The sequence below is a fragment of the Psychroflexus salis genome (assembly GCF_014640175.1).
Classification (GTDB): Bacteria; Bacteroidota; Bacteroidia; order Flavobacteriales; family Flavobacteriaceae; genus Psychroflexus; species Psychroflexus salis.
Genome location: NZ_BMGL01000006.1, coordinates 40744 through 55466, shown reverse-complemented (window position 1 = coordinate 55466; position 14723 = coordinate 40744). Strand labels below are relative to the sequence as shown.

At 31.9% G+C, this 14723-nt stretch carries 9 protein-coding genes and 1 tRNA gene; 6 read left to right on the top strand and 4 right to left on the bottom strand.

Annotated elements, in window-relative coordinates; all coding sequences use genetic code 11:
* Positions 1-15: 15 nt before the first annotated feature.
* Positions 16-1020, top strand: a complete 1005-nt coding sequence (locus IEV63_RS05895; protein WP_188405866.1) for an alcohol dehydrogenase — start codon at positions 16-18, stop codon at positions 1018-1020.
* A 70-nt stretch (positions 1021-1090) separates the two neighbouring features.
* On the opposite strand, the gene yajC is transcribed toward IEV63_RS05895, so the two are convergent.
* The 3 genes from yajC to IEV63_RS05880 are packed head-to-tail and all read right to left on the bottom strand — an operon-like array spanning position 1091 to position 2875.
* A complete protein-coding gene (yajC, locus tag IEV63_RS05890) occupies positions 1091-1393 on the bottom strand; it encodes a preprotein translocase subunit YajC (protein WP_188405865.1) in 303 nt (100 codons plus the stop codon).
* 6 nt (positions 1394-1399) lie between these two features.
* Positions 1400-1882, bottom strand: coding sequence for a DUF1573 domain-containing protein (locus IEV63_RS05885; protein ID WP_188405864.1), 483 nt, complete (start codon positions 1880-1882; stop codon positions 1400-1402).
* A gap of 51 nt (positions 1883-1933) precedes the next feature.
* A complete protein-coding gene (locus IEV63_RS05880) occupies positions 1934-2875 on the bottom strand; it encodes a transcription antitermination protein NusB (RefSeq protein WP_188405863.1) in 942 nt (313 codons plus the stop codon).
* A gap of 242 nt (positions 2876-3117) precedes the next feature.
* Here IEV63_RS05880 and IEV63_RS05875 point away from each other — a divergent pair, with 242 nt between their 5' ends.
* The 3 genes from IEV63_RS05875 (at position 3118) to IEV63_RS05865 (ending at position 7930) form a co-directional block, all read left to right on the top strand.
* Positions 3118-4875, top strand: coding sequence for an ABC transporter ATP-binding protein (locus IEV63_RS05875; protein ID WP_188405862.1), 1758 nt, complete (start codon positions 3118-3120; stop codon positions 4873-4875).
* 75 nt (positions 4876-4950) lie between these two features.
* Complete coding sequence (locus IEV63_RS05870) at positions 4951-5331, top strand: PUR family DNA/RNA-binding protein (RefSeq protein WP_188405861.1); 381 nt, start codon at positions 4951-4953, stop codon at positions 5329-5331.
* A gap of 79 nt (positions 5332-5410) precedes the next feature.
* Positions 5411-7930: a M14 metallopeptidase family protein gene (locus tag IEV63_RS05865; RefSeq protein WP_188405860.1), complete on the top strand. Its 2520-nt coding sequence runs from the start codon at positions 5411-5413 to the stop codon at positions 7928-7930.
* 58 nt (positions 7931-7988) lie between these two features.
* Here the strand turns inward: IEV63_RS05865 and IEV63_RS05860 are convergent, their stop codons facing one another.
* Positions 7989-9020 (bottom strand): M28 family metallopeptidase, encoded by a 1032-nt coding sequence (locus IEV63_RS05860; protein ID WP_188405859.1) that lies wholly within the window; start codon positions 9018-9020, stop codon positions 7989-7991.
* A gap of 169 nt (positions 9021-9189) precedes the next feature.
* Here IEV63_RS05860 and IEV63_RS05855 point away from each other — a divergent pair.
* A tRNA-Ser gene (locus IEV63_RS05855) sits at positions 9190-9274 on the top strand.
* Positions 9275-9632: 358 nt separating this feature from the next.
* Positions 9633-14711: a translocation/assembly module TamB domain-containing protein gene (locus IEV63_RS05850; protein ID WP_444544428.1), complete on the top strand. Its 5079-nt coding sequence runs from the start codon at positions 9633-9635 to the stop codon at positions 14709-14711.
* Positions 14712-14723: the final 12 nt, after the last annotated feature.

Here is a 14723-nt window from a genome sequence, read left to right as displayed (position 1 = left end):
AATAAAAGTCATACAATGAAAGCAGCACAAATTAAAAAAGCAGGAGGAGATTTTCATTTAGTAGATCTAGAAAAACCAACTCCTAAAGCTAATGAAGTTATAATAAAAGTTGAAGCATGTGGAATATGTCATTCAGATGCTTTTGTAAAAGATGGGACCTTTCCAGGTATTAAATACCCAAGAGTTCCAGGTCATGAAGTAATAGGAGCAGTTGAAGAAGTTGCTGAAAATGTAAATAATTGGAAAGTAGGTCAACGCGTTGGAGTTGGTTGGCATGGCGGACATTGTTTTGAATGTGAACCCTGTCGCAGAGGCGATTTTATTTCTTGCGAAAACGCAAAGGTTAGTGGTATTTCTTATGATGGTGGTTATGCCGAATACATGTGCGCACCACAAGAAGCTTTAGTTGCCGTACCAGACGATTTAAAATCAATAGAAGCAGCTCCACTATTGTGTGCTGGCATTACTGTATTTAATGCTTTACGAAATTCTGGAATTACCGCTGGAGATTTGGTAGCTATACAAGGTATTGGCGGTTTAGGACACCTAGCCATTCAATATGCCCATAAAATGGGAATGGAAACGGTAGCGATTTCTACAAGCGACGATAAAAAGGAGTTAGCAAGTAAACTTGGTGCGCATCATTTCATCAATGCCAAATCTGAAAATGTTGCAGAAAAATTACAAAACTTAGGTGGAGCCAAATTAATTTTAGGAACAGCACCAAGTGGTCAGGCAATGACTGATGTTTTGGGTGGTCTAGGAATTGATGGGAAGTTGTTAATGGTAGGAGCAACGCCAGAAAAAGTAGAAGTAAATCCTATGCAAATGTTAATGGGAAGAAAATCGGTTGCTGGCTGGCCAAGTGGAACTGCAACAGATTCTGAAGATACTTTGCGTTTTAGCTCGTTATTTGGTACACAAACTATGGTAGAAGAATTTAAGCTTGAAGATGTAAACGATGCTTACACAAAAATGATAGAAAATAAATCTAGATTTAGAGTGGTGTTAAAACCATAGATACATAAGTTTTTATAAATTAAAAAAGCCATTTCAATTAAGAAATGGCTTTTTTAATATCTACTTAATTTTACTTCTTGTCTTTCTTTTCTTCTTTAGGCGCATTCAATTTAGCAGAAAGCTCATGAGAAATAGACGATTTATCAAATGTCATTTTTCCAGCTCCTGTTTCAATAATTATAGCATCTAACTTTTCGCTAAAATCTGCAATTTTACCATGCAGACCGCTTTTGGTAATTACTTTGTCACCTTTTTTAAGACTTTCGGCAAATTGTTTTTCTTGCTTTTGTCTTTTCATTTGTGGTCTAATCATAAAGAAATATACCACAACAAAAATTAAGACGAATGGAAGTAAACTTTGAATATTTTCCATATTAAATTATTGTACTGGAGATCCTGTCGCTTTGCTTCCTCCTTTAGGATTAACAAAAGCTTTGATTCTAATTGATTCTCTACCAGATTCAGTATTTGCAGTAATACGTACTTGCTTCATTTGTTGGTTTGGCTTACCACGTGTATTAAACTTAACAGTCATTTCGCCAGACTCACCTGCAGCAATTGGTTCATTTTTTGGGTAACTTGGTACCGTACAACCACAAGAAGCTTTAGCATCAGTAATAATTAAAGGTGCATCTCCATTGTTGGTAAATTTAAAAACGTGCTCTACAACATCGCCTTCTTCTACATTTCCAAAATCGTGTTCTTTTACTTCGAAATCCATCGTTGGAAACTTAGCCTGTTGTGCATCGCGTTCTGTTGCTTCAGCAACTTTTTCGTCATCTACTTTTTTAGAAGCTTCTTCTTGACAAGAAGTAAAAGAAAAAGTAGCAATAGCCATTCCTAATAACAATAATTTTTTCATGTTTTTTTATTTTAATTTAATTTAAGCACAAAAGTAATAATATTTTAAAGATTACATTAAGCCGCGTCCTATTTTATTGATTTTACCACTTTCTTTATATTCTTTAGCCAGTTTATCTAAAACTCCATTTATAAAAATACTGCTTTTAGGAGTAGAATACTCTTTGGCTAACTCTAAGTATTCATTTATAGTAACTTTCACAGGAATACTCGGAAATTTAATAAACTCACACAAACCCATGGTAATCAAAATCTTGTCGATTTCGGCATATCGGTCTTGTTCCCAGCCTGGTGTTTTTCCTTCTATATCTTTTAAATATTCTTTTTCATTCAGCATGGTTTTATGAAAAAGTTGTTTTCCAAATTGTTCGTCATCAAAGTTCTTAAACAAGTTTGGTATTTTTATATCCTCATCTTTTTGTTTTATTTTTTGAAGAAATTTTAAAACACTTGTGTTTACAATTGGTAAATCGTCTATCCAAGTAAGTTTTTGGTCTTCGTAATAATCGTATAGCTGATCGGTAGGTGCAACTATTTTTTTAAAAAACTGGATAATAAATTCTTTGTCTTCTTTAAAGTCGTTGCCTTTGGTTTGTACATATTCTTTATATAAATCTGAATCTTTTAAGTTGTTCCAAATCGATGAAGGGTATTCGTCATCTAACTTCCAATGATTCAGCTTTCTTCTTTCAACTTCATTGCTTAAAATTGTTGAGTCTTCTAGCTTTTTAAGCAATAAATTATCTAAAAATTTGGGATTTGGATCACGCTCTTCGGCTGTAGCTAAGTGTTTCTTCTGAACCAATTCTAGGTAGTTCTTTGCCTTTTCTTGCACAGCAATTAGCAATTCGAAATTTAAAAGAAATAAATCGTACATGTCATCCATGCTTTTTCTTAAAAATTTTTCTTCTGTGCTTAATTGGTCGTTTTTACCTTGTTTAAAAGCATAGATAGATTGCATTACTTTGGCGCGAATATGTCTTCTAGTTAACATGAATAGAGCGTAAAATTTAAGTCGGCAAAATTAATATTTTAATCAACAAAAGAACTAGTATATTTCTTTTTTTTCAAGCTAATCTAAACCTAGGCTTTAAGTTTAGTAAAATCAAAATATTACTCATATAATTAAAAAGGCCTTAGTATTGTAATGGAGTTTTTAAGGCTTTGTAAATTATTGTTATCACAGCTTTGCCTTTTTCAATTTAGTTTACCTTTGTCCACTATCAAATTTACTTAATGAAAGAACTAAAATACTTAAATAAGTTTTTTATAAAATATAAATGGCAGTTAATTTTAGGTTTTGTTATAACCGTTGCTGCTCGAATTTTCACTTTGTTTACACCTCGATTTATCGGTAAGTCTACCGATGTAATTAAAGCTTGGAGCGATGGAGAAATTACAGATGCATCAGCAGTTCAATCAGAATTGCTTTTTAATATTGGCGTTATTATTGCTACAGCAGCTTTATCGGCTGTTTTAACCTTTTTTATGCGCCAAACCTTTATTGTTGTTTCAAGGCAAATTGAATATGATTTAAAGAATGAAATTTACGAGCAGTACCAAAAACTTTCATTAAATTTTTACAAAAAAAACAGAACAGGAGATTTAATGAATCGCATTAGCGAAGATGTTTCTAAAGTGCGCATGTATGTTGGTCCAGCCTTAATGTATGGTGTAATGACTTTTACACTTTTTGTAGTCGTAGTTTCATACATGATTTCTACAGCACCAATCTTAACATTATATACTTTAATTCCTTTACCTATTCTTTCGGTAGCTATTTATAAATTGAGTGTTGCCATTAATAAACGCAGTACGATTGTGCAACAAATCTTATCGAGTTTAAATACGTTTACACAAGAGAGTTTTAGTGGGGTTAGCGTAATTAAATCATATGGAATTGAACCCCAAGTTTCGTCTGATTTTGAAATAATGTCTAACGATAGTCGTCAGAAAAACATTAATCTTGTTAAGGTACAGGCTTTCTTTTTTCCATTAATGGTTTTACTCATAGGAGTAAGCAACTTATTGGTTATTTATATTGGCGGTACACGATATATTGATGGTGAAATTGAATCTTTAGGCGTAATTGTTGAATTCTTACTATACGTAAACATGTTAACTTGGCCAGTAGCTTCAGTAGGTTGGATAACATCTATGGTACAACAATCTGCTGCATCACAAAAAAGAATTAATGAATTTTTAAGCCAAGAACCAAGCATTAAAAATTATTCGAATTTAAAAGAAGAAATTAAAGGCGGAATTGAATTTAAAAACGTTTCCTTTACCTATGAAGATACCAATATAACTGCTTTAAAAAATATTTCTTTCGAAGTAAAAACGGGAGAAACTTTGGCTATTATGGGTAAAACTGGAAGTGGCAAATCTACTATCTTAGAATTAATAGGAAGGCTGTACGACCCAACACAAGGAAAAGTTTTAATCGATGGTAAACCTACAGATGCGATAAACTTAGAAAGTTTACGTAAAAGTATTGGTTATGTGCCACAGGATGCATTTTTGTTTAGTGAATCCATAGCTAATAATATTCGATTTGGTAATGTTGAAGCAACACAAGATGAAGTAATTGAAGCAGCCAAAAATGCAGCTGTTCACCAAAATATTATGGGCTTTGCAAAAAAATATGATACAATTTTAGGTGAACGTGGTATAACCTTATCAGGAGGTCAAAAACAACGGGTTTCTATTGCTAGAGCGATTATTAAAAACCCAAGAATTGTACTTTTTGATGATTGTTTGTCGGCTGTAGATACTGAAACCGAAGAGGAAATATTTAAAAAATTACAAGAAATTTCATCTAATAAAACTGCTGTGGTGGTTAGTCACAGAGTTTCTTCTGCTAAAAGTGCTGACCATATTATTATTTTAGATGAAGGTGAAATTCTTGAACAGGGTAATCACGAAGACTTGATTCAGCAAGATGGATATTATAAAAAGCTATACGATAAACAACTTGACCAAAAAGAAAGTTAAATAATCTTTGGTAATTGTTTAGTTTTTGTGTTTTTTTGACTTTACGAAGCAATTAAATCAAAACAAATACAAATTATGAGTGATCATGAACTGGTGAAGAACGATGAAATTTTTGCAAAAGTAATCCGTGCAGGAAGAAGAACTTATTTTTTTGATGTACGCTCAACCAAAGCAGACGATTATTATTTAACGATTACTGAAAGTAAAAAGTTTACCAACGACGATGGTTCTTATTTTTACCGAAAGCATAAAATTTACTTATATAAAGAAGATTTTGAGAATTTTCAAAATGCTTTAGATGAAGCTACAAATTTCATTATTAACGAGAAAGGAGAAGAGGTAATCAGCGAAAGACATCAAGCTAATTTTGACCCTTCAAAAGACAAGGATTTTCAAACAGAAACTAAAGTAGCATCGAATGAAAAGTTTACCGATGTTAGTTTTGATGATATCTAAAAGACTAAAATTTCTGTAAAAAATGAAACCGTTTCTTATTTTAGAGACGGTTTCTTTATTTTTAGCCAAAATCTCTCAAATGAAATTAAAATCTATTCTAATTTTAGGCTGTGTAAGCTTATTATCAAGCTATTTATCAGCACAAACTCAAGTAGACCTTTCTTATTACTTGCCACAAAACATAGAGTTCAACTCAGCTATACCCAAACCTTCTGAAGTTATTCACTTCACTCCAGGAAATCAACATGTTAGTCATGATAGATTAGTACAATACATGTATGCTCTAGCCGATGCAAGTCCGAGAATACATATAGAAAATCGCGGGTTTACTTACGAAAATAGACCTTTAATTTTGCTGACCATAACTTCAGAAAAAAATCATGAAAACTTAGCGGAAATAAAAAACAATCGAAATTTATTGATCAACGGAAAATCGGATGTGGATATTTCTGAAGTCCCTGTTGTCATTAATCAAGGATATTCGGTACACGGTAACGAGCCGAGTGGAAGCAATGCGGCTTTGGTCTACGCATATTACTTAGCTGCAGCCGAAGGCGAAGAAATTCAAGATTTTTTGAATCATACCATTATACTTTTAGACCCATGCTTTAACCCAGATGGGCTTCAACGTTTTGCCAGTTGGGTAAATACCAATAAAAGCGAATTTTTAAATCCTGATGCAAACGATAGAGAGTTTTCTGAAACCTGGCCACGTGGGCGCACTAATCACTATTGGTTCGATTTAAATCGCGATTGGCTTCCTGTTCAGCATCCGTCTTCTCAAACAAGAATAAAAACTTTTCACGAATGGAAACCTAATGTGTTAACCGACCATCACGAAATGTATCCAAATTCTACTTTCTTTTTTCAACCTGGAATTCCAGAGCGAACACATCCGTTAACTCCACAAAAAAATCAAGAACTCACTCAAAAAATTGCTAATTTTCATGCTTCTAGTTTAGATGAAGCAGGCTCGTTTTATTACACTAAAGAAAGTTTTGATGATTTTTATTATGGTAAAGGGTCTACTTTTCCAGATATTCATGGTAGCGTAGGTATTTTGTTTGAGCAAGCAAGCTCTCGCGGACATGTACAAGAAACAGATTTTGGTAATTTAAGTTTTCCTTTTACAGTAAAAAATCAATTTTTAACATCTTTATCAACTTTAAAAGCAAGTGTAGATTTAAGGGAAAATTTATTGAATTATCAACGGGATTTCTATAAAAATTCTATTGAAAATGCAGAAGATGATGCGTATTTAATCGCTAAAAAAAATGATCCTTTTTTGGTGAACGAACTAGGAAAAATACTGCAACAGCATCAAATAAAAATCCATCGTCCCAGCGATGATGTTACTATTAAAGGTAACGTGTTTCCAAAACATGAAGTTTTAGTAGTTCCTAAAAAACAAATGCAAGCAAAACTTATTGAAGCAATGTTCGAAGACCGAACACAATTTAAAGATTCACTTTTTTACGATGTTTCTGCATTTAGTTTTAAACATTCTTTTGGTGTTGCTTTAGATCAAAATTTTCCAATGAAAAAAGCTTCAGGAGAAATTACAGAATTAGAAACACAGTTTAAACATCAATTGCGAAAAAGCGATTATGCTTACGTATTGCGTTGGTCTGATTTTAATGCGCCAAAAGTCCTTTTTACGCTCTTAGATAAAGGTTTACGACCTAGAGTAGCTAACAAACAATTCAAAAATGATACAACTGAATTTGATTACGGAAGCATTTTAATTCCCGTTCAAAACCAAGTGATCAATTCTTCTGAAATCTTTGAATTACTAAACAATTTAGCATCCGAAAACACAGTAAACATTACACCAATTACATCTGGTCTAACCGAAGGTGTAAGCTTAGGAAGTCCAAGTTTTCAAACTCTACAAAAACCAAAAATTGCTTTGTTGGTGGGCGACGGTGTTAGCGTTAGCGATGCTGGTGAGATTTGGCATTTATTAGATTACCGCTACGAAATACCAGTTACAAAACTTGATGCACGCAACTTTTCTAGAGTAGATTTATCAAAATACACGCATTTAATTATTCCCAATGCTTATGGAAATGGAATTAATACAAATACCGATCAAATTAAAACTTGGGTGCAAAATGGAGGGCATTTAATCAGTTTTAGAAATAGCATAAGCTGGTTAAAATCATCCAACTTAATTAATGCTGAATTAAAAAAACAAGAAAATACTGAAGCCAAAAATGTAAGTTACGAAAATAGACGAAACTATTACGGTGCCCAACGCATTGGTGGTGCCATATTTGAAGTGAATTTAGACCGAACACATCCAATAAATTTTGGATTTACTACTTCTAAAATGGCTGTTTTTAGAAATACGACTCAGTTTTTAGAACCCGATAAAGACAGTTTTAATAATCCGATTCAATACAGCGAAAACCCATTGTTAAGTGGTTATATAAGCGAAGAAAACCTTGCTTTATTAAAAAATACTTCTGCTTTTAAAACAGCTAACTTAGGTAGTGGTAAAGTAATTTATTTTACAGATAATCCTAATTTTAGAGCATTTTGGCTTGGTACAAGCAAATTAATGATGAATGCAATTTTCTTCAGCAATGATATGTAACTAAAAAAAACTCCAGCTTATTTAAACAAGCTGGAGTTTTTAATGGTGTTTCATCTAATTATTCAATAGCAACATCTACAACTAATCGCTCTTCGCGATTTGCCACTTCCCAGGCAATATAAAATACCAATTGGGTACGCTTTTGAAGTAATTCAAAATCAATTTTATCAGCAGTATCCGTGGGTTGGTGATAATCTTCATGTAAACCGCTAAAAAAGAATATAGAAGGAATGTTATTTTTAGCAAAATTATAATGATCGCTGCGATAATACAATCGCATAGGCTCATCTTCAGCGTTATACGTAAAATCTAATTCTAAATTTGTGTATGTTTGGTTTTGCTTAATTGCTAAATCATGCAATTCTGAACTTAAACGGTCGGCACCAATTAAGTAGATGTAATCTTGTTCGTTTTCTGGCTTAGTGCTGTAGTTGGTATCAACTCTACCAATCATGTCAATATTTAGATTATTAACCGTATTTTCTAGTGGATAGATTGGGTTTTCTGTGTAGAATTTTGATCCCAACAGCCCTTTTTCTTCGGCAGTAACATGTAAAATTAAAATACTTCTCTTAGGTCCATTTCCTTCATTTTTTGCTAATTGAAAAGCTTCTGCCATTTCCATTAAAGCTACCGTACCAGATCCATCATCGTCCGCACCGTTGTAAATATTTCCATCTTCATCTACACCAACATGGTCGTAATGTGCAGTAAGAACTACAATTTCTTCTGGTTTTTCACTACCTTCAATAAATGCTAAAACATTTTCTGAATCAGGAAAACGCTCGTTAAAAAAACTACTTGGTATTTCTTGAAAATAAGAATTAGCGTTCCCAGGAGCAATACCATTTTCAACATAGTAATTCTTTAAAAACTGAGCAGCTTTTTTTTGCCCTTCTTCTCCAGTATCTCTTCCTTGATAGGCATCTGAAGAAATTTCGAATAAATACTCTTGAAGCTCATTTATCTGAATACTTTCTGCATAAGGAGTAGGAGAGACATCTGCTGTGTTTTTAGTTGTCTCTTTAGGTTGACTGCTACAAGCTATTAATAAAATTGAGAGTAAAGCAATTGAAACTGTATTTTTCATGAATTTTTTTTAATTTAATGGCTACTAATGTACTGTGTTTTTGTGTAATGCCTTTTAAATTTATAATTAAATTTATGAAATGCAAAAACTTCTAATTAAACTCTTTAAATATATTTTGTAAATTAAAAAAGGGATGTATATTTGCAACCGCAAAAGCGATAGCTTGCTTGGAGAAATGGCAGAGTGGTCGAATGCGGCAGTCTTGAAAACTGTTGAGGGTCACACCTCCGGGGGTTCGAATCCCTCTTTCTCCGCTTTATTAAAACCCTATCAGTTGTAAACCAATTTGTTAGGGTTTTTTTTATTTTAGTTTTAGTCCACACTTAGTCTATTTTCTAAATTTATTTTGTTTCGTAAAAATAAATCACCAAAATTTCTTCAGCACATAAAATTGTGGTTATAAATGCTTTTAAGCTCTAGAAAAATCTTTTAGTTATAAGTTAATGTTTCTAAAAGGGATTTTAATTTGTTCTACGCATCTCATTTACATGAGTTGTATTTTCTACTATCAAAACGCATCATAATACTTCATTTAAACCATATTAACAGAAATTAAACATCAAAATTATTTTCTAGGCTTTCTTTCCTGTATTTTTGATTTTTATTAATGCTGTGAACGTCAAAAAAAATAAAATTAAAAAAAAATCACTTAAACGAATTCTTCGTTTGCTTCTAAAAAGCTTTTTCATATTGCTTTTAGTTTTTGTGCTTTTGGTTTTATTTATTCGCAGTCCGTGGGGACAAAATATCGTTGTAGAAAAAGTAACCAACTATGTTAGCGAGCAAATCGGCACAACTTTTCACATTGAAAAATTTTACTTGAGTTTTAATGGAAACTTAGTAATTAATGAAATTTACCTTGAAGACCAAGCTCAAGATACTTTAATATATTCTGAAAGTTTAGAATTGAATGTTGCTATTTTACCCATTTTTCAGCAAAATAAAATTCGTTTAAAAAACCTTCATTGGAGTGGTCTCGTGGCTAATATTAATCGAAATGAGTCAAAAAATTTCAATTACCAATACATTATTGATGCTTTTGCTAATGAAGAAAATACAGCAGAAGAAAATACAACAACTTACCTTTTTAGTATAGGAAGCATCAACTTAAACAATATTCAATTGAGTTATAAAGATGCAATTGAAGGCCAAAATGCTTCCGTTCAAATTGAAGATTTAGAACTTATTTTCGAAAAATTTGATTTAGAAGAATTAGACTTTCATTTAAACGAATGGAAACTTTCCAATTCTCAAATTAAGTATATTCAACATAAAACAGAAGCAAAAGAACAAAACGGCAAATTAGCAACTCAAGAAGAAAAATTAAAAGATGAAGCTTCTGAACAACTTCCCATTTTTCAATTGGATAGATTAATTTTTGATAAGGTAAACTTAGTTTATCAAGATTTTAATGAAAAAGTACAATACCAAGCTAATTTAACCGATTTTCAGCTTAATGAAGCTTTTGCTAATGCCAATTCATCTGAGTTTAAACTGAAAAATATAGTTTTAGCCAATTCAACTATTCAATTGCAATTGCCCGAAATACAAGATGAGCAAGTAAAAAAAGAAAATTCATTAGAAAACAGTTTCTCTTGGCCAAATCTTCAAATTGAAATAAATGGCTTAGCTTTTACAAACAATGCCATTAATTACCAAGAGGGGAATCAACCAACATCAAAAAAAGGTTTCAACCATAAGAACATTCGTATTCAAGATTTTAACTTTAATGTAAGCGATTTCAATTTCAACAAAAATGAAAAAGCACGTTTTCAAATTAACAAATTAAACTTAACAGAAGCCAGCGGATTTAAACTTCAACAGTTTGCTTTCAATTTTCAACTCAATCCGAATAAGTTGAAGATTGATGCACTGCAATTAAAGACGCCAAAGAATAATTTAGCAGGAAAAGTAAACTTCACTTTTAAAAATTTAGCACAATTTATTCAAGACCCAAGCTTATTTGAAAAGTCTAACTTAAATTTTAATGCGAACTTAAATTTAGCAGAATTTATTCAAATTTATCCTGCCTTAGGAAAAATAGCTTACGTAGATGAAGCAGCCAAAAATCCGATACAATTAGGCTTAAAATCTCAAGGCAATACCCAACAACTTCAGCTAGACAAGTTTCAGTTAAACTGGGCTTCAACTGAGCTTAAAGCGAGTGGAAATTTAAATGCTTTTTTAAATGTTGACAAACTTCAATATCAATTAAATAAAATAAATTTTACAACTACTAAAAAAGATATTTCAAAATTTATTGAGTTAGAAGAGCAAAGTTTCAACAGTCCAGAATGGCTTCAATTGTCGGGTTATGCCAATGGTAGTTTACAAAGTTTTCAAACGCAAAGCAGCTTGCAAATTCCAGAAGGAGAAATAAAGCTTTCGGCAGATTTTCAACAGCAAGATAAAATTAAGCTAAGCATAGATTTAGCCTTGGTAGAAATGGATTTAGGAAGTTTATTTAATCAACCTAATTTAGCTCCTGTTAGTTGGCAACTCAACGCTAATGTTGAAGGAAAAGATTGGTTAGCTTTAAAAGGTGAAGTTAATTCTAAGTTTAAAAAATTAAATTATGCTGATTTCGATTTATCTGATTTGCAATTTTCGGGCAAATTAGATTACAAAAATGTGGAATTTAATTTAGGTCTCGACCATAAAGATATACGGTTTTTAGCGCAAAGCGACATTGTACTCGATAGCATTAATCCAACAGCCAATTTACAATTGGATTTACAAGGAGCAAATTTTAAAAAATTAGGTATAACTCCACGAAATATTCGAGCTAAGACCAAATTTAGTGCTCAGTTTTCTGGAAACACCAATCAATTTGAATTTAAATCTAAAATGGATAGCACATTGGTGGTTCATGAACAAGATGCTTACCATGTACCTAGTATCGATTTAAATGTAAAAGTAAACCAACAAGAAACCATATTTACTAGCAATTCTAGATTTTGGCAGTCTAATTTTCAAGCCAATGCACATCCAAGTGTCTTTGTTGAAGCTTTAAAAACTCATTTAAAATCGTATTATCAAAAAGAATCTACAGCTGAACTTATTGGTGAACAAACAAAAGCAAATACAGAAGATTTTGTTGAAATAGATGCAGATTTTCAACTGTATGCCAGCCCCTTTATTACCGAAGTTGTTGCGCCAGGAATTCAAAAACTAGATACATTATCATTTAAGTTAAGCTTTCAGGAAAAAGAACAATTATTAAAAACCGAATTACACTTACCTAAATTAAATTACAATGAAATTGAGTTAGACAGTTTAGCCTTTAATTTAAACACATCTCGCAATCAAGCTGATTTTAACTTAGGTTTTCAAAGTTTAAGTTCTGGAGTTTTGGATGTTGCTAAAACAAAATTCGCAGGTTCTTTTAAAGACCAAAAGTTTCAATTAGATTTTGAAGCTTATAAAGATGAAATAGCATTTTTCGATATACATTCGGACGTAAATTTTACAGAAGATCAAATACATTTTTCAATTCAACCTGAAAATTTAATTCTTAATAAAGTAGTTTGGCGTATTCCTGAAGACAATTTTATAAAAATAAATCGAGATGTAAATGCAAAATCTATTCGAATCAACAATTTTGAAATTACACGTAATCAGCAATATATAGCTTTAAAAAACAATTTTGAAATTGAAGAAAACCACCTAGGAATAGATTTTAAAGATTTCAAATTAGCTACATTTACAAGCTATTTAAACACCGAAAAACAATTTGCTAGTGGAATCATTTCTGGCGATGTAATTGCTGTAGACCCATTTCAGAAAATTGGATTTATATCTGATTTAAAGATTGAAAACTTATCGATTTTAGAAAATGCCATAGGAAACTTAAATCTCAATGCAAGTTCTACTGTAGATGAAACTTACCAACTTCAACTCTATCTAATAGGCGAACAAGTCGATTTTGAAGCTTCAGCTAAGATTAACCAATCTTTAGAAACACCTAAATATAGTTTACAAGCAAATTTAACTAAACTTAATCTTCCATTAATTGAAGCCTTTACAACGGATTATATTTCAGATGCTAGCGGAGAAATTTCGGCGAATTTCAATTTAAATAGTACTGAAACTGATTTCACTTATCAAGGCGATTTAGCATTTAAAGATGCAGCATTGCGGGTAAAATCTTTAAATGCCTTGTTTTACTTAGGAGATGAACAAATTGATTTTAATAAAGAAGGTATTTATTTTTCAAATTTTAAATTGAACGATATTCAAAAAAATGCTTTTGTAGTCGATGGAAAAATAGAAACAACATCTTTAAGCAATCCAGATTTTCAATTAACAGCTAAAGCCGATAATTTTGAAGCACTCAACTCGACTAAAGACGACAATGATTTATATTATGGTAAAGTAAATTTCGATGCAGATTTACAAATACTTGGTAGTTTAAATTTTCCAAAAATTGAAGGTGAGTTAGCATTTAAAGAAACAACCGACTTTACCTACATTATGCCACAAGTTCAAGCAGGAACAATAGAACGAGAAGGTGTAGTTTTATTTGTAAACAAAAAAAATCCAGACGATATTGTTACGCAACCCAATCAAGAGCGGTATAACGCTAATATTTCTGAAGTTGAAGTAGATGTATTGCTAAAAATAAATCCAGCTACAAAAGCAAAAATTATACTTAACCCAAAAACAGGAGATTATGTTCAATTACAAGGTGGAGGCGATTTAAAGTATAAAATGGCTCGAAATGGGGATATGAGTTTGCAAGGAAAATACGAAGTTAAAAACGGACAATTGGAACTTAACTTTTACAATTTAGTAAAAAGACAATTTAAAATTGCTGAAGGTTCTAGTGTAGCTTGGTCGGGCGACCTTATGAATGCTGATATAGATATTCGAGCTATTTACAATATAGAAACTTCTGCATCTTCTTTAATGGCTTCACAAATTTCAGCAGAATCTAGTGCAGTACAAAATCAATACCGACAACAATTGCCTTTCGAGGTGTATTTAGATGTTGGTGGAGAGATTAATTCTCCAGAACTCAACTTTAAATTAGATATGCCCGAAGCAAATAAAGCTGCAATTAATGGAACTGTGTACAATCGAGTTTTACAAATTAATCAACAAGAAGATGAGCTCAATAAGCATGTTTTTTCCTTACTGGTGTTAAATCGTTTTTATCCTAATTCTGGAAGTGATGGTAGCCAAGGTGGAGCGGCTAGCATAGCAAGAAATAACATTAACCAAGCCTTGTCCGATCAGTTAAATACTTATGCTAATAAACTAACCGGAAATACAGGTATTCAATTAAATTTCGATGTAAATTCGTATACCGATTACCAAAGTGGACAAGGCAATAACCGAACCGATGTAGATGTAAGTGTACAAAAAAAATTACTTAACGATCGCTTAATTGTTGAAGCTGGAAGCCAAGTAAATGTTGAAGGAGATTTAAGACCAGGCGAATCTAACGTAGCATTAGGAAATGTAAGTGTACAATATTTGCTTACCGAAGATGGCCGATGGAAAATTAAAGGCTTCAGAAAAAGCGAGTATGAAAGTGTAATTGATGGTCAGGTATTTATTAGTGGAATTGCACTTATTTTTAACAGAGAGTTTAATCGATTTAAAGAACTTTGGAAAACTTTTATCGATAATGAAGTAGATGAAAATGCATCAGAAAAAGATAAAAAACGAGAAGAACCAAAAAAATAAGCACCAAACAAG

Coding starts and splice junctions, on each gene's coding strand:
- IEV63_RS05895 (WP_188405866.1), top strand. CDS start 16: ATGAAAGCAGCACAAATTAAAAAAGCAGGAGGAGATTTTCATTTAGTA.
- yajC (WP_188405865.1), bottom strand. CDS start 1,393: ATGGAAAATATTCAAAGTTTACTTCCATTCGTCTTAATTTTTGTTGTG.
- IEV63_RS05885 (WP_188405864.1), bottom strand. CDS start 1,882: ATGAAAAAATTATTGTTATTAGGAATGGCTATTGCTACTTTTTCTTTT.
- IEV63_RS05880 (WP_188405863.1), bottom strand. CDS start 2,875: ATGTTAACTAGAAGACATATTCGCGCCAAAGTAATGCAATCTATCTAT.
- IEV63_RS05875 (WP_188405862.1), top strand. CDS start 3,118: ATGAAAGAACTAAAATACTTAAATAAGTTTTTTATAAAATATAAATGG.
- IEV63_RS05870 (WP_188405861.1), top strand. CDS start 4,951: ATGAGTGATCATGAACTGGTGAAGAACGATGAAATTTTTGCAAAAGTA.
- IEV63_RS05865 (WP_188405860.1), top strand. CDS start 5,411: ATGAAATTAAAATCTATTCTAATTTTAGGCTGTGTAAGCTTATTATCA.
- IEV63_RS05860 (WP_188405859.1), bottom strand. CDS start 9,020: ATGAAAAATACAGTTTCAATTGCTTTACTCTCAATTTTATTAATAGCT.